This is a genomic window from Kosakonia sp. R1.Fl, assembly GCF_023516815.1.
Taxonomy (GTDB): Bacteria; Pseudomonadota; Gammaproteobacteria; order Enterobacterales; family Enterobacteriaceae; genus Kosakonia.
The window spans coordinates 3,167,345-3,189,488 of sequence record NZ_JAMGSQ010000001.1 but is presented as its reverse complement, the minus strand read 5'-3'; the positions used below and the strand labels follow the sequence as shown (position 1 = coordinate 3,189,488).

22 protein-coding genes and 1 other annotated feature are annotated in these 22,144 nt (G+C 47.1%); of the genes, 10 read left to right on the top strand and 12 right to left on the bottom strand.

What is annotated here, in order from left to right:
- Positions 1-184 precede the first annotated feature (184 nt).
- Complete coding sequence (locus tag M8Q36_RS14895; protein WP_249881384.1) at positions 185-1,012, bottom strand: SDR family oxidoreductase; 828 nt, start codon at positions 1,010-1,012, stop codon at positions 185-187.
- A 175-nt stretch (positions 1,013-1,187) separates the two neighbouring features.
- Between M8Q36_RS14895 and hisL the strand changes: the two genes are divergently transcribed.
- The 9 genes from hisL (at position 1,188) to hisIE (ending at position 8,392) form a co-directional block, all read left to right on the top strand.
- Complete coding sequence (gene hisL, locus M8Q36_RS14890) at positions 1,188-1,238, top strand: his operon leader peptide (RefSeq protein WP_001364200.1); 51 nt, start codon at positions 1,188-1,190, stop codon at positions 1,236-1,238.
- Positions 1,214-1,336, top strand: a sequence feature (His leader region). Its footprint overlaps the gene before it by 25 nt.
- A 35-nt stretch (positions 1,337-1,371) precedes the next feature.
- Positions 1,372-2,271: an ATP phosphoribosyltransferase gene (gene hisG, locus M8Q36_RS14885; protein WP_249881383.1), complete on the top strand. Its 900-nt coding sequence runs from the start codon at positions 1,372-1,374 to the stop codon at positions 2,269-2,271.
- A gap of 4 nt (positions 2,272-2,275) precedes the next feature.
- Positions 2,276-3,580: a histidinol dehydrogenase gene (gene hisD / locus M8Q36_RS14880; protein ID WP_249881382.1), complete on the top strand. Its 1,305-nt coding sequence runs from the start codon at positions 2,276-2,278 to the stop codon at positions 3,578-3,580.
- Complete coding sequence (hisC, locus tag M8Q36_RS14875; protein WP_249881381.1) at positions 3,577-4,638, top strand: histidinol-phosphate transaminase; 1,062 nt, start codon at positions 3,577-3,579, stop codon at positions 4,636-4,638. Before hisD ends, hisC begins: the two co-directional genes overlap by 4 nt.
- Entirely contained in the window at positions 4,635-5,702 is a 1,068-nt protein-coding gene (hisB, locus tag M8Q36_RS14870; protein WP_249881380.1) for a bifunctional histidinol-phosphatase/imidazoleglycerol-phosphate dehydratase HisB, read from the top strand. Before hisC ends, hisB begins: the two co-directional genes overlap by 4 nt.
- Positions 5,702-6,292, top strand: a complete 591-nt coding sequence (gene hisH, locus M8Q36_RS14865) for an imidazole glycerol phosphate synthase subunit HisH (RefSeq protein ID WP_045510644.1) — start codon at positions 5,702-5,704, stop codon at positions 6,290-6,292. Before hisB ends, hisH begins: the two co-directional genes overlap by 1 nt.
- Entirely contained in the window at positions 6,292-7,029 is a 738-nt protein-coding gene (gene hisA / locus M8Q36_RS14860) for a 1-(5-phosphoribosyl)-5-[(5-phosphoribosylamino)methylideneamino]imidazole-4-carboxamide isomerase (protein WP_249881379.1), read from the top strand. The genes hisH and hisA overlap by 1 nt, the downstream gene beginning before the upstream one ends.
- Positions 7,011-7,787 (top strand): imidazole glycerol phosphate synthase subunit HisF, encoded by a 777-nt coding sequence (gene hisF, locus M8Q36_RS14855; RefSeq protein ID WP_249881378.1) that lies wholly within the window; start codon positions 7,011-7,013, stop codon positions 7,785-7,787. The genes hisA and hisF overlap by 19 nt, the downstream gene beginning before the upstream one ends.
- Positions 7,781-8,392: a bifunctional phosphoribosyl-AMP cyclohydrolase/phosphoribosyl-ATP diphosphatase HisIE gene (gene hisIE, locus M8Q36_RS14850; protein WP_249881377.1), complete on the top strand. Its 612-nt coding sequence runs from the start codon at positions 7,781-7,783 to the stop codon at positions 8,390-8,392. Before hisF ends, hisIE begins: the two co-directional genes overlap by 7 nt.
- 39 nt (positions 8,393-8,431) lie before the next feature.
- On the opposite strand, the gene wzzB is transcribed toward hisIE, so the two are convergent.
- Positions 8,432-9,415: an LPS O-antigen chain length determinant protein WzzB gene (wzzB, locus tag M8Q36_RS14845; RefSeq protein ID WP_249881376.1), complete on the bottom strand. Its 984-nt coding sequence runs from the start codon at positions 9,413-9,415 to the stop codon at positions 8,432-8,434.
- A 203-nt stretch (positions 9,416-9,618) separates the two neighbouring features.
- On the opposite strand from wzzB, the gene M8Q36_RS14840 reads away from it, so the two are divergent.
- Positions 9,619-10,623 (top strand): NAD-dependent epimerase, encoded by a 1,005-nt coding sequence (locus M8Q36_RS14840; protein WP_249881375.1) that lies wholly within the window; start codon positions 9,619-9,621, stop codon positions 10,621-10,623.
- 42 nt (positions 10,624-10,665) lie between these two features.
- On the opposite strand, the gene ugd is transcribed toward M8Q36_RS14840, so the two are convergent.
- The 10 genes from ugd to rfbH form a co-directional block, all read right to left on the bottom strand.
- Positions 10,666-11,832 (bottom strand): UDP-glucose 6-dehydrogenase, encoded by a 1,167-nt coding sequence (gene ugd, locus M8Q36_RS14835; protein ID WP_249881374.1) that lies wholly within the window; start codon positions 11,830-11,832, stop codon positions 10,666-10,668.
- Positions 11,833-12,099: 267 nt separating this feature from the next.
- A complete protein-coding gene (gene gnd / locus M8Q36_RS14830; protein ID WP_249881373.1) occupies positions 12,100-13,506 on the bottom strand; it encodes an NADP-dependent phosphogluconate dehydrogenase in 1,407 nt (468 codons plus the stop codon).
- Between the two features lie 99 nt (positions 13,507-13,605).
- On the bottom strand, positions 13,606-14,652 hold the full coding sequence (locus M8Q36_RS14825) for a DUF1972 domain-containing protein (RefSeq protein WP_249881372.1): 1,047 nt from the start codon (positions 14,650-14,652) through the stop codon (positions 13,606-13,608).
- A 23-nt stretch (positions 14,653-14,675) separates the two neighbouring features.
- Positions 14,676-15,824, bottom strand: a complete 1,149-nt coding sequence (locus M8Q36_RS14820; RefSeq protein ID WP_249881371.1) for a glycosyltransferase family 4 protein — start codon at positions 15,822-15,824, stop codon at positions 14,676-14,678.
- A 64-nt stretch (positions 15,825-15,888) separates the two neighbouring features.
- On the bottom strand, positions 15,889-17,019 hold the full coding sequence (locus M8Q36_RS14815) for a hypothetical protein (protein ID WP_249881370.1): 1,131 nt from the start codon (positions 17,017-17,019) through the stop codon (positions 15,889-15,891).
- The gene (locus M8Q36_RS14810; RefSeq protein ID WP_249881369.1) at positions 17,016-18,011 is read right to left on the bottom strand and encodes a glycosyltransferase family 2 protein; all 996 of its coding nucleotides are present in this window, start codon (positions 18,009-18,011) and stop codon (positions 17,016-17,018) included. The genes M8Q36_RS14815 and M8Q36_RS14810 overlap by 4 nt, the downstream gene beginning before the upstream one ends.
- A complete protein-coding gene (gene wzx / locus M8Q36_RS14805) occupies positions 18,008-19,336 on the bottom strand; it encodes an O-unit flippase-like protein (RefSeq protein ID WP_249881368.1) in 1,329 nt (442 codons plus the stop codon). The genes M8Q36_RS14810 and wzx overlap by 4 nt, the downstream gene beginning before the upstream one ends.
- A 27-nt stretch (positions 19,337-19,363) precedes the next feature.
- Positions 19,364-20,230, bottom strand: coding sequence for an NAD-dependent epimerase/dehydratase family protein (locus tag M8Q36_RS14800; RefSeq protein ID WP_249881367.1), 867 nt, complete (start codon positions 20,228-20,230; stop codon positions 19,364-19,366).
- A 7-nt stretch (positions 20,231-20,237) separates the two neighbouring features.
- Positions 20,238-20,774, bottom strand: coding sequence for a dTDP-4-dehydrorhamnose 3,5-epimerase (gene rfbC, locus M8Q36_RS14795; protein ID WP_249881366.1), 537 nt, complete (start codon positions 20,772-20,774; stop codon positions 20,238-20,240).
- Between the two features lie 49 nt (positions 20,775-20,823).
- The gene (gene rfbH, locus M8Q36_RS14790; protein WP_097405675.1) at positions 20,824-22,137 is read right to left on the bottom strand and encodes a lipopolysaccharide biosynthesis protein RfbH; all 1,314 of its coding nucleotides are present in this window, start codon (positions 22,135-22,137) and stop codon (positions 20,824-20,826) included.
- Positions 22,138-22,144 lie beyond the last annotated feature (7 nt).

The following is a 22,144-nucleotide window of genomic DNA, read 5'->3' as shown; positions in this document are numbered from 1 at the left end:
AAAATAACCGACGGATTAACGTCGGCTAGTCTCTTCATTTTTTTGCAGCGGCGTATTTTGCACCATCCTGAAGCAGGATGACAATACACTACGGCCTACCCTGCAGTATTTATGCAACTAAATGCTTGAATTTTAGGCTATCGCTGAATTATTAAACATTTTAATAGCACTTTTTGCTAAAAAATTACGCCAGCGGCATCTGAGCCGGATCCGGATAAAGATAGTCAAAGCCCAGTTCATTGCAAATACGGCTGCCGTCGATGATTTTTCCCTTCTCATCATCGCTACGCGACGCGGTGAAGGTGGGCGGCGTAAGGCCAAGCTGTCGCGCCATTGCCGTGTAGAAACTTTCGCGCGACGGATGTCCCGGTGCGCAAAGATTATAGATGTGTCCGCCTTTCGGTGCCTGCAGCAACAAAGTAATTGCAGCGATAACATCTTCGAGATGCACCAGATTAACGCCGTGCTGGCCGTTAGGCGCGGTTTTTCCGGCCAGAAAGCGCCCCGGATGGCGTGCCGGTCCCACCAGCCCTGCCAGGCGTAAAATATCCACCGATGTGCCAGGCAAATTATGCAGCCAGTCCTCCAGCTCTTTCAGCACCCGTCCGCTTGCGGTAACAGGCTGGCGCGGCGTGGTTTCTTTGATGACACCGGGCGCATCGCCATAAACAGAAGTAGAACTGGTAAAAATAATGCGCGGTATGCGATAAGCCAGCGCGCTGTCGACAATCTCCTGCATCGCTTGCAGATAGAACTCTTCGCCGGGGCCGCTGCGGCGCGCCGGGAGGGTGATAACTAACGCATCGACCTGCATCAGCGCATCCAGATCCTCCGATTCGCAGACTAATTCTGGTTCAAGGTTGAGCACATAACTTTCGATGCCGCACATACGCGCCGCCTCGACGCCATCCTGGCTGGTTTTACTGCCGGTAACTTGCCAGCCTCGCGCTGTTAATGACAGTGCCAGCGGCATTCCCAGCCATCCTAATCCGATAATCGCGACCTTTTTCATGCCTCTCCCCTGCACTCTCGCTTCCACCTGTTTAAGGCTACGCCAGCCAGTGATAACTGACAATTCATACAACGAATATGAAATGATTTAATGATAAAAAAAAGCCCTTGCCTTCGGCGACCAAAGTGGTTTACGTTAACTGACAACTTATGAATAAACATTCATCGAGAATTTTATGACCCGCGTTCAATTTAAACACCACCATCATCACCATCATCCTGACTAGTCTTTCAGGCGATGTGTGCTGGAAGACGTTTGGATCTTCCAGTGGTGCATGAACGCAGAGAAAGCCCCCGGAAGATCTTCTTCCGGGGGCTTTTTTTTGAACCAAATTCAGCAGGATAAAAGAGGACAACAGAATGTTAGACAACTCGCGTTTACGCATAGCTATTCAGAAATCCGGCCGCCTGAGCGAAGATTCACGCGAACTCCTGGCCCGCTGCGGGATTAAAATTAACCTGCACACCCAGCGCCTGATCGCCCTGGCAGAAAATATGCCGATTGATATTCTGCGCGTTCGCGATGATGACATTCCGGGCCTTGTGATGGACGGTGTCGTTGATTTGGGCATCATCGGCGAAAACGTGCTGGAAGAAGAGTTGCTGACCCGCCGCGCGCAGGGGGAAGATCCGCGCTATTTTACGCTGCGTCGCCTCGATTTCGGCGGCTGCCGCCTGTCACTGGCAACCCCGGTTGACGAAAGCTGGAACGGCCCGCAAGCGCTGGACGGTAAACGTATCGCCACCTCTTATCCGCACCTGTTAAAACGCTATCTCGATCAGAAAGGCGTCTCTTTTAAATCTTGTCTGTTAAATGGTTCTGTTGAAGTCGCCCCGCGTGCGGGTCTGGCGGATGCGATTTGCGACCTGGTGTCGACCGGCGCGACACTCGAAGCTAATGGCCTGCGCGAAGTGGAGGTGATTTACCGCTCCAAAGCCTGCCTGATCCAGCGCGACGGTGAAATGACCGATGCCAAACAGCAACTTATCGACAAGCTGCTGACCCGTATTCAGGGTGTTATCCAGGCGCGCGAATCGAAATACATCATGATGCACGCGCCAAGCGAGCGTCTGGAAGAGGTCGTTGCCCTGCTGCCTGGCGCTGAACGCCCCACCATTCTGCCGCTGGCGGGCGATCAACAGCGTGTGGCAATGCACATGGTCAGCAGCGAAACCCTGTTCTGGGAAACCATGGAAAAACTGAAGGCGCTGGGGGCTAGTTCTATTCTGGTGCTGCCGATTGAGAAGATGATGGAGTAAGGCCATGAGCTTCAATACCGTAATCGACTGGAACAGCTGTAGCGAAGCAGAGCAACGCGACTTGCTGATGCGCCCGGCGATCTCTGCCTCTGATAGCATCACACGTACCGTGATTGAGATTCTGGATAACGTGAAAGCGCGCGGGGATGACGCCCTGCGTGAATACAGCGCCAGGTTCGACAAAACGCAGGTCGACGCGCTGAAAGTTACCGAACAGGAAATCGCTGATGCCAGCGCGCGCCTGGGTGACGATATCAAGCAAGCGATGGCCGTGGCGGTGAAAAATATCGACACCTTCCACACCGCGCAGAAGCTGCAAACGGTGGATGTTGAAACCCTGCCAGGCGTGCGCTGCCAGCAGGTTACCCGCCCTATCGCCTCGGTTGGCCTGTATATTCCTGGCGGCTCCGCGCCGCTGTTTTCAACCGTATTAATGCTGGCCACACCGGCGCGTATTGCCGGTTGCCAAAAAGTGGTGCTCTGCTCACCACCGCCGATTGCCGATGAAATTCTCTATGCCGCCAAACTTTGCGGCGTGCAGGCGATCTTTAAAGTGGGTGGCGCGCAGGCGATTGCCGCGCTGGCCTTTGGCACCGAATCGATCGCGAAGGTCGACAAAATTTTTGGCCCAGGAAATGCCTTTGTGACCGAAGCCAAACGTCAGGTCAGCCAGCGTCTGGACGGTGCGGCGATTGACATGCCCGCCGGTCCTTCCGAAGTGCTGGTGATTGCCGATAGCGGCGCAACGCCAGATTTTGTTGCCTCGGATCTGCTTTCGCAGGCGGAGCACGGCCCGGACTCGCAGGTGATCCTGCTGACGCCGGACAGTGAAATGGCCACCCGTGTAGCCGAGGCGGTTGAACGCCAGCTTGCGGAACTGCCGCGCGCGGAAACGGCTCGCCAGGCACTCTCTGCCAGCCGTCTCATTGTGGCGCGCGACTTAGCGCAGTGCGTGGCGATTTCCAACCAATACGGGCCGGAGCACCTGATTATTCAGACCCGCGATGCCCGTTCGTTAGTGGAGAGCATCACCAGCGCAGGCTCGGTGTTTCTCGGTGACTGGTCACCGGAATCCGCAGGCGATTACGCCTCCGGTACCAACCACGTGCTGCCGACTTATGGTTATACCGCCACCTGTTCCAGCCTGGGTCTGGCCGATTTCCAGAAACGTATGACGGTGCAGGAACTTTCCCGGGAAGGGTTTGCGCAACTGGCAAGCACCATTGAAACACTGGCAGCAGCTGAACGCCTGACCGCTCACAAAAACGCCGTCACGTTGCGCGTTAACGCGCTGAAGGAGCAAGCATGAGCATTGAAGAACTGGCGCGTAAAAATGTGCGCGAACTGACGCCCTATCAGTCGGCTCGCCGTCTTGGTGGTAAAGGTGACGTCTGGCTGAACGCCAATGAGTTCCCGACAGCGGTTCCTTTTGAACTGACACAGCAAACATTAAACCGTTACCCGGAGTGCCAGCCGAAAGCGGTTATCGAAAGTTATGCGCAGTATGCGGGCGTAAAACCGGAGCAGGTGCTGGTCAGTCGTGGCGCAGATGAAGGGATTGAACTGCTAATCCGCGCGTTTTGTGAACCGGGTAAAGACGCGATACTGTTCTGCCCGCCGACCTATGGCATGTACAGCGTCAGCGCCGAAACGCTGGGTGTGGAATACCGTACCGTTCCGGCCCTTGCCGACTGGCAACTGGATCTGCAAGGCATCGCCGACAAACTGGCTGGCGTCAAAATTATTTATGTTTGCAGCCCGAATAACCCCACCGGGCAGATCATCAATCCGCAAGATTTCCGCGTCTTGCTCGAGATGACGCGCGGCAAAGCCATTGTTGTGGCGGATGAAGCGTATATTGAGTTTTGCCCGCAAGCCACGCTGGCGGGCTGGCTCAGTGAATACCCGAATCTGGTGATACTGCGTACGCTTTCTAAAGCGTTTGCGCTGGCTGGACTGCGTTGCGGTTTTACCCTTGCTAATGAAGACGTTATCGCGCTGCTGTTAAAAGTGATTGCCCCCTACCCGCTCTCCACGCCGGTGGCGGATATTGCCGCGCAAGCGCTCAACCCGCAGGGGATTGTCGCGATGCGCGAGCGGGTGGCGCAGATTCTGGTTGAGCGCCAGTATCTGGTTACCGCGCTACGGGATATTCCCTGTGTGGAGCAGGTGTTCGACTCAGAGACTAACTATATTCTCGTGCGTCTGACTGCCTCCAGCGCAGTGTTTAAATCATTGTGGGATCAAGGCATTATCCTGAGAGACCAGAACAAACAACCTTCTTTAAGCGGCTGCCTGCGTATCACCATTGGCACCCGTGCAGAGAGCCAGCGCGTCATTGACGCCTTACGTGCGGAGCCAGTATGAGCCAGAAGTACCTGTTTATTGACCGTGACGGAACCCTGATTACCGAGCCGCCTACCGATTATCAGGTGGATAAATTCGTCAAGCTGGCCTTTGAGCCAAATGTGATTCCGGTACTGCTGAAACTGCAAAAAGCGGGCTACAAACTGGTGATGATCACCAACCAGGACGGTCTGGGCACCAGCAGTTTCCCGCAGGCGGATTTTGATGGCCCGCACAACCTGATGATGCAGGTCTTTACTTCGCAGGGTATTGCGTTTGAAGAGGTGCTCATTTGCCCGCATTTTGCAGATGATGAGTGCGACTGCCGTAAGCCAAAAGTGAAGCTGGTGGAACGCTGGCTGGCAGAAGGTGCACTCGATCGCGCGAATAGCTATGTGATTGGCGACCGCGCCACTGATATTGAGCTGGCGAACAACATGTCGATTGGCGGTTTGCGATACAACCCTGAGACGCTGAATTGGGCAATGATTGGTGAGCAACTGACGCGCCGAGACCGTTATGCGCACGTTGAGCGCAACACCAAAGAGACGCAGATTGACGTCAAAGTGTGGCTGGATCGCGAAGGCGGCAGCAAGATCCACACCGGCGTCGGTTTCTTCGACCATATGCTTGATCAGATTGCGACACATGGCGGTTTTCGGATGGAAATTGCGGTGAAAGGCGATCTCTATATTGACGATCACCACACGGTCGAAGATACCGGCCTGGCACTGGGTGAAGCGCTCAAACTGGCGCTCGGCGACAAACGTGGTATCAACCGTTTTGGCTTTGTGTTGCCGATGGACGAATGTCTGGCTCGCTGTGCCCTGGACATCTCCGGCCGTCCGCACCTCGAATATAAAGCTGAATTTGCCTACCAGCGCGTGGGTGATTTGAGCACCGAAATGGTCGAGCACTTCTTCCGCTCGCTCTCTTACACCATGGCGGTGACGCTGCATCTCAAAACCAAAGGCAAAAACGACCACCACCGCGTGGAAAGTTTATTTAAAGCATTTGGCCGCACGCTGCGCCAGGCGATCCGCGTGGAAGGCGATACGCTCCCCTCATCAAAAGGAGTGCTGTGATGAATGTGGTGATCCTCGATACCGGCTGCGCCAATCTGAACTCGGTGAAATCTGCCGTCTCGCGCCACGGTTATGAGCCGCAAGTCAGCCGCGACCCGGATGTGGTGCTGCGCGCAGACAAACTGTTTTTACCCGGTGTCGGAACCGCGCAGGCGGCGATGGATCAGCTACGCGAGCGAGACCTGATCGAACTGGTGAAAGCCTGTACGCAGCCGGTGCTCGGCATCTGCCTGGGAATGCAACTGCTTGGGCGCTTTAGCGAAGAGACCCATGGCGTCGATTTGTTGGGCATCATTGAACAGGATGTGCCGAAGATGAAAGACGCTGGCCTGCCGCTGCCGCATATGGGCTGGAACCAGGTTTACGCAAAAGCCGGCAACCGCCTGTTCCAGGGCATCGAGGATGGCGCTTATTTCTACTTTGTGCACAGCTACGCCATGCCGGTGAATGAGTACACCATTGCCCGCTGCGATTACGGCGAGCCGTTTACCGCTGCGGTGCAGAAAGACAATTTCTACGGTGTGCAGTTTCACCCGGAACGCTCCGGCCGCGCGGGTGCGCAACTGCTGAAAAACTTCCTGGAGATGTGATGATTATTCCGGCTTTAGATTTAATTGACGGCACCGTCGTACGTCTTCATCAGGGCGACTACGCACAGCAGCGCGATTATGGCAATGACCCGCTGCCACGCTTGCAGGATTACGCCGCTCAGGGCGCGCAGGTACTGCACCTCGTCGATTTAACCGGCGCGAAAGATCCGGCGAAACGCCAGATCCCGTTGCTGAAAACGCTGGTTGCCGGGGTGAACGTTCCGGTACAGGTGGGCGGCGGTGTACGCACGGAAGAGGACGTCGCCGCACTGCTCTCGGCCGGTGTTGCCCGCGTGGTCATCGGCTCGACGGCGGTAAAATCGCCTGAGGTAGTGAAAGGCTGGTTTGCACGTTTTGGCGCAGACAAACTAGTGCTGGCGCTGGATGTGCGCATTGATGAACAAGGCACTAAGCAGGTCGCGGTGAGCGGCTGGCAGGAAAACTCAGGGGTGACGCTGGAAGCGCTGGTGGAAACCTATCTTGCTGTTGGCCTGAAGCATGTATTGTGCACCGACATCTCGCGAGACGGCACGCTCGCGGGCTCGAACGTTGCGTTGTATGAAGAGATTTGTGCCCGCTGGCCGCAGGTGGCGTTTCAGTCTTCCGGCGGTATTGGCGGTTTAAATGATATTGCCGCCCTGCGCGGTACTGGCGTGCGCGGCGTGATTGTCGGACGGGCGCTGCTGGAAGGTAAATTCACGGTGAAGGAGGCCATTCAATGCTGGCAAAACGGATAATCCCTTGTCTTGACGTGCGTGATGGCCAGGTGGTGAAAGGCGTACAGTTTCGTAATCACGAAATCATTGGCGACATTGTACCGCTGGCAAAACGCTACGCCGAAGAAGGCGCGGACGAGCTGGTGTTCTACGATATCACCGCTTCCAGCGATGGCCGCGTAGTGGATAAGAGCTGGGTGTCACGCGTGGCGGAAGTGATTGATATTCCTTTCTGTGTCGCAGGTGGGATTAAGTCTGCTGACGATGCGGCGAAAATTCTCTCGTTTGGCGCAGATAAAATTTCGATTAACTCCCCAGCACTGGCCGATCCGGAATTAATCACACGGCTGGCCGATCGCTTTGGCGTGCAGTGCATTGTAGTCGGTATCGACACCTGGTTTGACGCCGACACGGGCAAATATCACGTTAATCAGTACACCGGTGATGAGAGCCGCACCCGTGTGACGCAATGGGAAACGCTGGACTGGGTGCAGGAAGTGCAAAAGCGCGGTGCCGGGGAGATCGTGCTTAACATGATGAACCAGGATGGTGTGCGCAATGGCTACGATCTTGAACAACTGAAGAAAGTGCGCGCGGTGTGCCACGTACCGCTGATTGCTTCTGGTGGCGCGGGCACCATGGAACATTTTCTGGAAGCCTTCCGCGATGCGAACGTTGACGGCGCGCTGGCAGCTTCCGTGTTTCACAAGCAGATTATCAATATTGGTGAATTAAAAACGTACCTGGCAGGCCAGGGCGTGGAGATCAGGGTATGTTAACAGAGCAACAACTGGCCCAACTGGACTGGAAAAAAACCGACGGACTGCTGCCCGCCGTGGTGCAACATGCGGTTTCCGGCGAAGTGCTGATGCTGGGTTACATGAATCAAGAGGCGCTGGCAAAAACGCAGGAAAGCGGCAAAGTGACTTTTTTCTCCCGCACTAAAGGGCGCTTATGGACCAAAGGTGAAACCTCGGGCCATTTCCTTAACGTAGTGAAGATAGCTCCTGATTGCGACAACGACACATTGCTGGTCCTTGTTAACCCAATCGGCCCAACCTGCCACACGGGAACATCCAGCTGCTTTGGCGATACCAGCCACCAGTGGTTGTTCCTCTATCAGTTAGAAGAGTTGCTCGCCGCGCGTAAGACGGCCGACCCGGCAAGTTCTTACACCGCCAAACTCTACGCCAGCGGTACTAAACGTATCGCGCAGAAAGTGGGCGAAGAAGGCGTAGAAACGGCTCTGGCGGCAACCGTGAACGACCGCGAAGAGCTGACTAACGAAGCCTCTGACCTGATGTATCACCTGTTGGTGCTGTTGCAGGATCAACAGCTTGATTTGACGACCGTGATTGAGAATTTACGCAAGCGGCACAAATAGCGGGCGTAAAAAAACCGGGCGCTGCCCGGTTTTTTTTGCTTATGCTTTCGATTGATGGTTTCGTAATGCGTTACGCATGAGAACGAATCCGGATCCAACGATAATGCCCAACAGTATGGCCAGTACGATGGTTAATGCTCGCATAGGACTGTCGCGGTGAATCGGCAATGTTGGTTTCATCACGTAACGATAAGCATGGGTATTCTGCGGCTTAACAATAATCGTCTGAATATTAAGAAGATTCTTTCTTGTTTTGTAGTAATCATCAGGAAATATCAGCGGACGCGATGACTCATTCTTGATCATTGACTCCAGCGCCGCGCTACCAAGCAGAAACAGCGTATCCTGGGATACGTTTTCAGTTTGACGCACCTGCGGGGACTGTACCTCAGCCTCTTTCGCGACGGTAAGCGCCTGCGCTATCTGTTTAATTCTGAGATCTTTTTGTTCTTGTGCCACTTTTTCCTGAGTTGACAGCGACTCAACTAAATCGCGAGTGCGCGATTTAACACTGGTTTGTAAATCATCAATCAGTTCTTTGGCGATTTGCTGATCGACTTTTTCAATATATTGCGCCAGTTTGCGCTGTGCATCCTTTGCTGTTGGCCCCTGATAGGTAACTTTCAGAGGTAGCGGTTGTCCTTGTACAGCACTATCGATAGTCAGTTTTTCGGGGTCTTCCTGATTGCCCAAGGTTTCCGACAATGCTGCGAATGCAGAATTAAAGCGGCCAATCACGCGCTGTTGAATACCAGCGATGTCATACTTCTCGTCGTTACTTAATATACTCATCGCATTGGCGTAGCCAGCAATCTGCCCGGCATCCGGAGCACTAATCACCGCGATCGAGGTCCATTTTTCTTTGGCAATGCTTAAATAGACGCCAGCAATAATAACAGCGACAAGAATAAACAAGGCAATAATCCATTTGCCGCGCCAAATTTGAGATAAAACCTCTAACAAATCAATCTGTTCTGAATCATTACTCTGCCAGGCAGGTAAGCTTTGTTTTTCGTACGTCATAGCGACCCTAAATGAGAAGCGCAAAAGAGAATTATAGAGCGCGAGTTTAGCGGTTCGTTATTTTTTTTCTATAGGACTACGTGTAAATAAGTTTTACCAGACACTATTTAACCGCTTTTACGCGTTTATAACTGATAGCGATTACCAGGCTGGGATCATACAATAGACAGATTGTACGTTTTAGATGTTTGAAAGGATTAGCTATGAAATTTCTGGTTACCGGCGCTGCCGGGTTTATCGGCTATCACGTCAGTGAACGTTTATTGCAGGCGGGCCACCAGGTGGTGGGTATTGATAACCTGAATGATTACTACGATGTCAGTCTGAAGCAAGCGCGCCTGGATTTACTGGCCTCTCCCGATTTCCATTTTCATAAAATCGATCTCGCTGACCGCGAAGGGATGGCGCAACTGTTTACGCGTGAGAAATTCGACCGCGTTATTCACCTCGCTGCACAAGCTGGTGTCCGTTACTCGCTGGAAAATCCGCACGTTTACGCAGAGTCTAATCTGATTGGGCATCTGAACGTACTTGAAGGCTGTCGTCATCATAAAGTGCAGCACCTGCTGTATGCTTCCTCCAGCTCCGTTTATGGGTTAAACCGTAAGATGCCGTTCTCCACTGATGATTCAGTTGATCACCCGGTATCACTCTATGCGGCAACGAAAAAAGCCAATGAACTGATGTCGCATACCTATTCGCATCTGTATGGTCTGCCAACGACCGGCCTGCGTTTCTTTACGGTCTATGGCCCCTGGGGACGCCCGGACATGGCGCTCTTCAAGTTCACTAAAGCGATGCTGGAAGGTAAGAGCATAGATGTATACAACTACGGCAAAATGAAGCGCGACTTCACCTACATTGACGATATTGTGGAAGCGATTATCCGCATGCAGGATGTGATCCCGCAGCCAGATGCAAACTGGACGGTTGAAAGCGGATCGCCGGCAACCAGCTCCGCGCCTTACCATGTTTATAACATTGGCAACAGTTCACCGGTTGAGCTGATGGATTACATCACGGCACTGGAAGAGGCGTTGGGGATTGAAGCGCAGAAAAACATGATGCCGATTCAGCCCGGCGATGTGCTGGAGACAAGCGCAGACACCCAACCGCTGTATGCTGTGACTGGCTTTAAGCCCCAGACTTCGGTCAAAGACGGTGTGAAGCGCTTTGTTGACTGGTACAGAAATTTTTATAACGTGTAAAAAAACGGCCCTGACGGGCCGTTTTACTTTCTGCAATAACAATTAGTCGTTGCCGAATAAATCGCGGGTGTAGACCTTCTCTTCCACATCCGCCAGCTCTTGGGCCATACGGTTGGAGATAATGACATCCGCTTCCTGTTTGAACGCGTCCAGATCGCGTACCACGCGGGAGTGGAAGAATTCATCTTCCTGCATGACCGGTTCATAAATGATGACCTGCACGCCCTTCGCTTTGATACGCTTCATGATGCCCTGAATCGAAGAGGCGCGGAAGTTATCGGAACCGCTCTTCATGATAAGGCGATAGACTCCCACCACCTTCGGTTTACGCGCCAGGATGGAATCCGCAATAAAGTCTTTACGGGTGCGGTTAGCATCAACGATAGCCGAAATAATATTATTCGGTACCGACTGGTAGTTCGCCAGCAGCTGTTTGGTATCTTTCGGCAAGCAGTAACCACCGTAACCAAACGATGGGTTGTTGTAATGATTGCCGATACGCGGATCCAGACATACACCTTCGATAATCTGACGGCTGTTCAGCCCCAGGCTTTCTGCATAGCTATCCAGTTCGTTGAAGTACGCCACGCGCATCGCCAGATAGGTGTTAGCGAACAATTTAATCGCTTCGGCTTCGGTTGAATCAGTGAACAGTACGCGAATATCTTTTTTGATCGCGCCTTCCTGCAACAACGCGGCAAAACGTTCGGCGCGTTCGGAGCGTTCACCGATAACGATACGCGACGGGTGCAGGTTATCGTACAGCGCTTTACCTTCACGCAGGAATTCCGGTGAGAAGATAACGTTATCAATACCGTATTTTTCACGGATGGATTGGGTAAAGCCCACCGGAATGGTGGATTTAATGATCATCACCGCTTGCGGGTTGATCTCGTGAACATCACGGATCACTGATTCTACGCTGCTGGTGTTGAAGTAGTTCGTTTTCGGATCGTAATCCGTCGGCGTGGCGATGATGACGAAATCCGCGCCGCGATAGGCGTCGAGTTTGTCCGTCGTCGCACGGAAGTTCAGCGGCTTATTCTGCAAATACTCCTGGATCTCCTTATCCACAATGGGAGAGATCTTCTGATTAAGCATATCTACTTTGGACTGAACGATATCCAGCGCCACCACTTCATGGTTCTGCGCAATCAGAATCCCGTTCGATAGCCCAACGTAACCTGTTCCGGAGATTGTTATTTTCATTCGATAAGCAACTTTTGTGAGTGTATGAAACCGGAGATGACGATCCCGTCGCCACCCGCTTAATATCAATAACTGTTGGGGTTTTTACCTCTTCTGTTGAGGGACTGTCAAGGCGACAATCAGCCGTCAACAGCAGCGTTTATGTATGGTTTAGTAGGCAATAATCGACTAAATGAATATGACTGCCCGAAAAAATGGCGGTTAAGACGAAAAAAAAGCCCGGTTTTAGTAACCGGGCTTGGGTAAACCAGATGGGTGATTATCAGATTAATCCAGCCATTCGGTATGGAACACGCCATCTTTATCTGTGCGCTTGTATGTGTGCGCACCGAAATAATCACGCTGAGCCTGGATCAGGTTCGCCGGCAGTACCGCAGAACGATAACTGTCGTAGTATGCCACCGCGGCAGAGAAAGTCGGTACTGGAATACCATTCTGTACGGCATAGGCCACTACGTCACGCAGCGCCTGCTGATAGTCATCCGCGATTTTCTTGAAGTACGGCGCCAGCAGCAGGTTTGCGATAGCCGGGGTCTCGGCATAGGCGTCGGTGATTTTCTGCAGGAACTGAGCACGAATGATACAGCCTGCGCGGAAGATCTTCGCGATTTCGCCGTAATTCAGATTCCAGTTGTGCTCGTCAGAAGCAGCACGCAACTGGGAGAAGCCCTGCGCATAGGAAACGATTTTACCGAGGTACAGCGCACGGCGTACTTTCTCGATAAATTCAGCTTTGTCCCCTGCTGTTTTCGCCTGCGGGCCAGACAGCACTTTAGACGCGGCAACACGCTGCTCTTTCAGGGAAGAGATATAGCGCGCAAACACGGATTCGGTAATCAGTGACAGCGGCTCGCCGAGGTCCAGCGAGCTCTGGCTGGTCCATTTACCGGTGCCTTTATTCGCCGCTTCGTCGAGGATCACATCAACCAGGTATTTGCCTTCTTCATCTTTCTTGGTGAAGATATCTTTGGTGATGTCGATGAGATAGCTACTCAGCTCGCCAGCGTTCCACTCACTGAAGGTTTTCGCCAGCTCTTCATTAGAGAGGTTCAAACCACCTTTCAACAGCGCGTAAGCTTCGGCAATCAGCTGCATATCGCCATATTCGATACCGTTATGCACCATTTTAACGTAGTGACCCGCACCGTCCGGACCAATATACGTCACGCAAGGTTCGCCATCTTCCGCCACTGCAGCAATTTTGGTCAGGATCGGAGCAACCAAATCGTAAGCTTCTTTTTGACCGCCAGGCATGATTGATGGACCTTTCAGCGCGCCTTCTTCACCACCGGAAACGCCTGTGCCGATGAAGTTAAAACCTTCTTCCGAAAGTTCGCGATTACGACGAATGGTGTCCTGGAAGAACGTGTTGCCACCATCAATAATGATGTCACCTTTATCGAGATATGGCTTGAGGGAATCGATAGCGGCGTCGGTGCCTGCACCGGCTTTCACCATCAGCAGGATGCGGCGCGGGGTTTCCAGGGATTCGACAAATTCTTGTACGGTGTAGTAAGGAACCAGCTTTTTGCCCGGGTTTTCGGCAATGACTTCTTCGGTTTTTTCACGGGAGCGGTTGAAAACTGAAACGGTGTAGCCGCGGCTCTCAATGTTGAGCGCCAGGTTGCGCCCCATTACCGCCATACCAACAACGCCGATTTGTTGCTTGGACATTACATACTCCTGTCAGGTGTTTAATAATGACAATTATACATGATGTTGTTTTTGTGTTACATAGCATTCATTAAGAACGTTCAAAAACATCTCGTAACATTATCGAGATAATATCTTGTAGTATTGTTCTCTTACTTTTTCCCACGTATATCGTCTGTTCGCTATCTCTGCCATTTTAGGATTCTCATGGCAAGAATCATCGTTTTGAATTAATTGACACAATTCTTCTTCGTTCGAGAAATAAAAAGCCTGATTTTCAGTTGATGCGCGGTTGTAATTGCAGTCAAAGCAGTATGTTTTTTTTCCAAAATGCATGAACTCAACCAATGAAGGATTAGTTCCACCAGCAGAGTGACCGTGAACATAGAGGGAGCAACCAGCGCGTAACTCAGCTAATTTGTCGAGATCATAAATTGGATCCAGCATTTTAATATTAGGACAGGATGAATATTTACTTAGTAATTCCAGACCAAACGCACTGTTTCTCCAGTTACCAACAAAAATCAATTCCTTATTAATTCTGGAAAATGCTTGCAGGATCATTGCGACGTTGTTTTCAGGTTCTATGCGACATAGCGCAAGTGCATATCCTTTATCGCAGATATTCGCATCTGAAGGAAAAGCATGGTCGCCACCATAAGCAATAACTTCACTAGAAACATTATATTCTTCTTTTACATAATCAGCGATGGCCTGATTATCCGAAATAATAACATCAGAAAATCTTACCGCAATGCGCTCTGAAAGCTTTAAAAAGGACTTCGCACCTTTTCCCCATTTATCACGCTTCCATTCTAAACCATCAATATTTGTTACAACTTTCGCTTTTGAAAATAACCTAAAGGCAGGGAGTAGTAAACAACCTGAAACACCAAGAATTAAAACCGAGTCTGCTTTTTTAAATGCAGCAATAAATAAAGAAACGATGTCATATATTACACTATGTAATCCATTAGCCTTGAACGGTAAATAGATCAGCTTGGCATTTTTATATATGTGTTTACGGTTCTCTTTCGAGTATGTTTTTCCAGAACAATACACGGTAATATCTGTTTTCTGTTGTTCTGCCAGATATTCGACCAGAGTTTCAAAACCACCGTAACATGCGGGAATACCTACTGTACCTATAATATGTACTTTTTTCATTTAACACCAACGCTGCAAGCGGCCTACGCCTTGTTTTTTATTACATCATTGAAGAAAATCTCGAAACGATCCTGAAACTTCTCAATACCATAGCTTTGCTCATACGTCATTCGAGCTTGTTGCTGAATATTTTTCCGCTCTTCAGAACTGAGCTGTAAAAATGAACTAAGTAAATTTGTGAAATACTGAACATCACCATGTTTAATAAGAAAGCCGTTTACGCCATCTTTTATTATCTCAGAAGCGCCACCGTTATCCGTAGTAAGCACAACTTTACTAGCCCTTAGTCCTTCAATAACGGTCGTTGGGAAAGGATCGACCATAATTGAAGGAATTATCCATACATCAAGTAGACTCGCTTTTATCGATGCATCAGGATCAAAACCATGTAATACAAAAACGCTATCCAGTTGAGCATCGCTAATCAATGACTTAAATTCTTTAAATAAATGAGATCGCGTCGGAGGAGCATCACCATAAACATGAATTTTAATTTTTTTCTTCAGATAATCAGGTAGATTTTTCACTGCCTCGCAAAGAAACCATTGCCCTTTTTCCGGCATGACTCTTCCAACCATGGCAAAGTGAATCATATCATCTGGAGTTGATGATGCCCTCTCTGTAACACGCAGAGTCACATCGGGAATGCCATTGTGTATTACAACAACTTTTGGATTATCACCAATATAGCTCGCTACTTTTGCTGAAACACAGACAATCTTATCAGCCCCAAACCGAATAATTCTGCGGATAACTTCACCGTAAAGCGATCCTTTGAGGTATTCATGGCAATGCACCATATTTTTTACATTCAGCATACGGCAAATTAAGCTTATACTGAAAAGAGCCACTGTATTAATATAGACAATTTCGTAGTCTTTACGTAATTTCATAAGGAATCGCAGGGTTCTAATATTTTGCCAAACCCAAACATATAAACCTTTCAGCGAATACATCTTCCGATGAACTAGCGGTGCACAGGGGAATTCTATAAAATTAACATTTACATCATGACTTACTAACTCTTGCAGTGTCAATTCAATTTCATGCGTCAGAGCAGGAATGTAGACATCGCATTTATACTCCCGGGATAAAAAGGATAAAACATAAGCCAGGATTTTACTTGCTCCATACCTATCATCAACAGGATGAAATATAGCAATTCGTTTCATTTCCACACCAACTCTTAAAAAGAAATCTGAGAAGTAAAAAGTGAGCTATCTAAAACAGAATAAATCAAAAAGATTTATTATTTTCCTCTTGTGAGCCCTTTAAAATACATGGATAGCTTAAAAGCAAGAATAAAACCTGAGGAAATACGAAACTTACAAATTCATTTGTGAAATTCTGTGCAATAAACAGATAGAATATTGCATACACACACAGCATAAAATTTATTTTTCGTATTTTAATCGCAACAACACAACCTGTAACAATATAAAGCAAAAGACCAGCAATACCAAAATACTTAAATAGAAACAAAAAACCATTTTCCACATAATTAATGTCAACTTGATATTGTGGAATATAAAAATGAATAGTAGAAAAGTCACCAAAAAGAACCGATAACACGCTATCAAAATTAATTTCAGAAATAACGCCTGTGAACAAATACAAACGACTCTGTATTGTTTGCAGATTAATTTTAGAGTAATCAAGCAATTGCAGGGAAATTATGGCAACGACAACACCTAACAGAGGAGATAGTAATTTTACAAATTGCCAAAGAGTTTTATTTTTCAGACGGGTATTTACTTTCAAAAAACCCAGCAGGCATAATGCAATAAGGTTAACGCGATTAATTGTGAATATCAGCATGGCAATTGACAATGTTTTAGACGCGAATAATGAAGGTATTCGTTTTTCTTGACGCGGTGTACATAAGAAGAAGGCTGCTAAACAAATTGATGCCATTAGTTGTGGAGTAGAATAAATGCCCCTTAAAGCCAGTAAACCACTAAATCCTTTAGCATGCCCGGCGTCAACAAACATCGAATGTTCGCCCGTAATTATTCCAACAAATGCGATAAATGCGGATATAAAGATTTGCACCTGTAATGCACGAATAAATATCCAACGCAATTCTGCATTACGGAAATCCAAAGTAAACAGAAATAATAACTGTAAGAAAAAATTATATACAACTACATCAATAGCTTTCCCATCCACGTAGACGTGAGCTGTGTTAAACAAAACCAGAGACGTGACTAAAAAGACCATAAAAACGCCCTGCTGAGTTAATTTGCCAGTTAACAAATTAATAAGAATCAGCAAAACGATTCCAATATAGGAACTGACGCCCAAATAATAAGCATTTGATGATATTACAAGAAGTAATATATATATAAATGATTTTAGCTTGTTCATTTAGCCTTTATTTTCAGTTTAACTGCCTTTTTAAAAAAAAGCACCGATGTTTTCACAGCTATATAGAATATTGTTTTTAAAATCCCGAACTTATTTCCGGAACCAGCCCACAAATAATCACAATCTAACTTATCATTTAATTTCTTAAGCTTAACAAATAAAATGGAAATAAAAGATGCATCGCTCGTCGACAGTATTCTTTCTCTGAGCTCAACATTTTTATTGATAAATCCCTGAATAACGTCTTTACGCAAACTTTCATTCTTCTGAATTCTGTAGCGCCCCACACTCTCTGGATGAATACTTATTTTGCCAAATTGGGTGACCCAGCGTATCCAAAAATCATAATCTGAAATCGGGTACATATCCTGGTTGAAACCACCGATTGCAACTACTTTGTCCCGCTGCATGACCACACCCAGGGTGCCTTGAAAGGGATTGCTCGTGAATAAATCGTCGAGTCCCACTACACGGATATTTTTCTCCCGACTACGTCTGGCCTTCTCTTTTATGCGCTGAAGTAAAGTGTTTGTATGAACAACATCTTCACTAGCGCGTTGATCAAGTATCGAAACATTGAAGCCAATCAATGTTTCAGAAAACAACTCCTTATTGCTGACGAGCCTGTTCATTATAACGCCAAAAGTAGCATCTAAAAGGTCATCATCGTGTAACAAAGTAACATAACGACCTCTGGCGAGCCCCAGACATTGGTTCCAGTTGCCGAACATGCCATAGTTCTCGTTATTTTTAAAATAGCGGATGTGCTTAATGCCAATACTTTCAATGAACTGCATGGCAGCATCAGCATTCTCTGGATCATTATCGACAACAATAATCTCAACAGGAAAAATGAAATTGGATGCTGAAAGATTTACAAGACATTCCCTTAACAAATTGAATCTTTTATAAGTTGGGATTGCGATAGTTAAGATAAATTCTTCTTCTGCGCAATCATCATAAACAAGTTGTACAGGTAAAACGGATATCATCTAATATAATCCTTATACACACAACATGGCCATTTCCAGTTATTATATAATAACTGAATAAGCCCTTGAGCAATAATCAACCCCAACACACCCGTTGTGGTAAATTTCATTAGTAAATACGATATCAGAACGATTAATATACCAGAGACTAGGGATGGTTTGACAAATGGTACTTTATTAGCAGTCGTAAGAATCGTTGCACAAATAGTATGATTCAGCTCCAACAAATACACAACAGCCAGTAGCAATAAAAACCCCGAATCCAGAAAAGTCACATTAGAATGAAAAATACTGATTATATAACTCTGTAAGAAATAAAACAAAACAAACCCAAAAAGATACAGACCCACAGAGAAAGTCAGTATTTGAATGATCAACTTTTTCATTGCTGACTTATTATTCTGCAATATTTGCTGTGACAAAATGGGAACCTTTACGGTTACGAAAACATTTCCGACCGCCAGTAGCGCCATATAAACCTGTAAGGAAAAAGTATACTGCCCAGCTACAACTAATGGCAGTGATGCTCCCGCAATGAGAACCGTTGATCGACTGATTAAAAAACTCCCCAAGCTTACCGTGCCAAGCTTAACTGCATTATGCGCGATATAAGGGATCGTTGATTCTTTTTGTGGCAAATTATTATTAAGTTGAGCGACATATTTATGACGTTGGTACAGATGTTTAATGAATATACGGTTGACAATTACCGAAAGTAGAAATGAAAGCGAAAACGTCAAAATACTTGGCAATAATAATATCGCTCCACCTGTGAACAGTAACCAGCAAATCCGTCCTAAAATGTTCGCTTTATAAGAATCTTGTATCACCCCAAAACCACATAATAATGGCGTATAGTACAGGTAATATAAATTCATCAAGAGTCCAACAGCAAATATTCCCCAAGACGCAAGCGCTTCAATTTTCAGTGATCCTGGAGCAATAGAATAAAAATAAACGCTTCCTAACCCCCCAATGATAACAAGGCCTATCAACGTGAGTACCCGATATATTTTTCTAATATCAAGGACAAGACGAGATAAGAGACTAAAATCTATCGAATCATAGAATTCGATGTCATCCAGGCCATTTTTCGCTAACTTTCTGGCCCCCCCTACAACGTAGCTTACATTTCGTATTATTGTTGGGGAAAGACCAAAATCCAGTAGATTTATTAATACCACCATCGACAAAAAAATAAGCCAAATACTACCAGATACCGCATCGATATACTTAAGACCGATAATCGTTACAATAAATGGTGTTAATATATTAAAACCCTGATTAACTAAACCAATAAGTAGTTGGTAGTGCTGTTTAATCATAATTATATGTCACAGTGTGGATTATAACTATTTTCTGTTAACTCGATTTAAACCAAAGGATAATTCCACACTGGGCTCCCACCCAGGTAATCGCTCAAGATTGCCAGCAGGCTTCATTACTTCTCGCGGACGATACTCCCTTCCTCCCCAATTAATATGGATATCGCAGTTATTACTACGCTCATAAATAGCCGCTAATTCTTTTAAAGAATAGCTTTTATTAGAGTGGAGACCATAGTTAGCCTGATAACCGGGTTGTTGTTTCATTATCATCTGAATGGCGATGTTATAGGCGTTACAGATATCAGAGATATGAACCAAATCAATGTGCTGTTCGCCTGGTGACATATCAAGTGATTCCTGATTTTCTGCCAGGCGATCGAATAATGAAACAAGTTTTCCCCGGGTATCTCCAGGGCCATAAGAGTCGTAAATTTTTAATGTAAGACAGCTGAAACCTTTTGCTTCGACATAGTACTTTATAATATCTTCGAAAGATTGTTTTGTCGCAGCATATAAATTTACAGGATTATAAGGTTCAGAATCATAATGCTGCCACGAAGTGCCTGTATTAATAAAGTGGGTTACTCCAGCACAATCCATTGCGTCAAGCAATTTTGTTGGAAAGGTAATATTACTTTCTATTAATTTTTCAATATCAGAATACTGATGGGCAGCCAAAAAAAGTGATGCAATATGAACGACGACATCTGGCTTAACGGCGCTGACAATATCTCTAATATTATCATTCTCTAATAAATGATAATGTACCGAATCGCTGATCGAGACAGCTTCCTTTCTTACTAAACCGTGGACATCATGTCCCTGTTTCGCCAAATGGTGCATTACCGCATTGCCAATATAACCCGTCACACCAGTTAGTAATATTTTCATATTCTACTCAGAATGGGCTGTTAAATTCAGTAAAACCGGAATGTTTCGTGTCACGTTCCGAAATGATTGGTGAAGCAATTGGCCAATTATAACCAAAGCTATCCCATCGAATGCCACAATCCTTAAGCGGGTCATGGACAGTACTCGTTTTGTATATCATCACACTATTGTCTTCTAAGGATAAGAAACCATGCGCAATGCCTTTTGGAAGGAATAATGCCCGAGTATTTTCACCGCTTAACTCAATCCCCATTGATTGACCGTAAGTGGATGACTCTTTTCTGAGATCGAGAAACACATCTAAAACCGCACCACTAAGGCAATAGACTAATTTTTCGTGATCGGATGGCGGTAATTGAAAATGCATCCCTCGTAATACATTCTTTTTTGAAACTGAATAAAATTCTTCAGCAAAATGCATTGCAATACCATTCTCTTCGAAGATTTTTTGATGATAAGTTTTTACAAAACCACCACGTGTATCGATAAACTTAGATGATTCAATTAAGAAACATCCAGGGAATTGCACTTCTGTAATTTTCATAATAAATAATAAGAGAGCATAAGCTCTCTTATTTCCTGTTTATTAAGGATTAGAAATTTAGACCAAAGAATTCTTCGAATTTAGAAACAACATAATCCAGATGTTCTTTTGTCAGGCCTGGATAAATACCAATCCAGAAAGTCTGGTTCATAATGCGATCGGTATTTGTCAGTTCACCTACAACGCGGTATTTCACATTTGCAAAATAAGGCTGGCGAGTAAGGTTACCGGCAAATAGTAGGCGCGTACCAATTTTAGCTTCATCAAGGAACTTAACCAAATCAACACGCGAAACGCCGCTGTTTTCTTTGAGCGTAATCGGGAAACCAAACCAGGACGGTTCGGATTTCTCGGTTGCTTCTGGCAGTTCAATAAACTCCGCACAAGACTGGAGGCCTTGTTTCAGATACGCGAAGTTTTCTTTACGCAGACGAACAAACTCATCGATACGCTCTAACTGTGCGAGGCCGCATGCAGCCTGCATATCGGTAATTTTGAGGTTATAACCCAGATGAGAATAGGTATATTTGTGATCGTAACCAAACGGCAACGACCCAAGTTGATGACCGAAACGCTTGCCACAGGTGTTATCACAGCCTGGTGCACAGTAGCAATCGCGGCCCCAATCGCGGAAAGACTCAATAAGCTTTTTCAGTTCAGCTGATTTGGTAAATACCGCGCCGCCCTCACCCATCGTAATATGGTGAGCAGGATAGAAGCTTACTGTGCCGATATCACCGAAAGTGCCGACCATTTTACCGTCATAGGTGGTGCCAAGCGCATCGCAGCAATCTTCAATTAACCATAGATTGTACTTATCAGCGATACGGCGAACTTCTGTCAGATCGAATGCGTTCCCCAGCGTATGGGCAATCATGATAGCTTTGGTTTTTTCTGATACCGCAGCTTCAATCAGTTTCGAATCGACGTTGTACGTTGGAATATCGACATCAATAAAGACAGGTATTAAACCATTCTGAATCGTCGGGTTAACTGTGGTCGGGAATCCTGCAGCTACAGTAATCACTTCATCACCCGGTTTAAGCGCGCGCTCACCCAATTTTGGTGATGTTAATGCTGTCAACGCCAGCAGGTTAGCGGAAGAGCCTGAGGTCGTGGTCAGTACATGCGGGACACCGATGAACTCACCCAATTTTTTCTCAAAAGCGTCGTTAAAACGACCAGTGGTTAACCAGCCATCCAGCGAGGCTTCAACCATCAGTTGCAGCTCTTTTGCACCGATAACTTTACCAGAAGGCGGGACGACACTGCTGCCAGCAACAAACGGCTTTGGACTCAGCGCTTCGTCAGCATATTGGGCAACTAGTTGAGAGATTTGCTCACGCAGGTTATTTGCGCTCATTGCTATT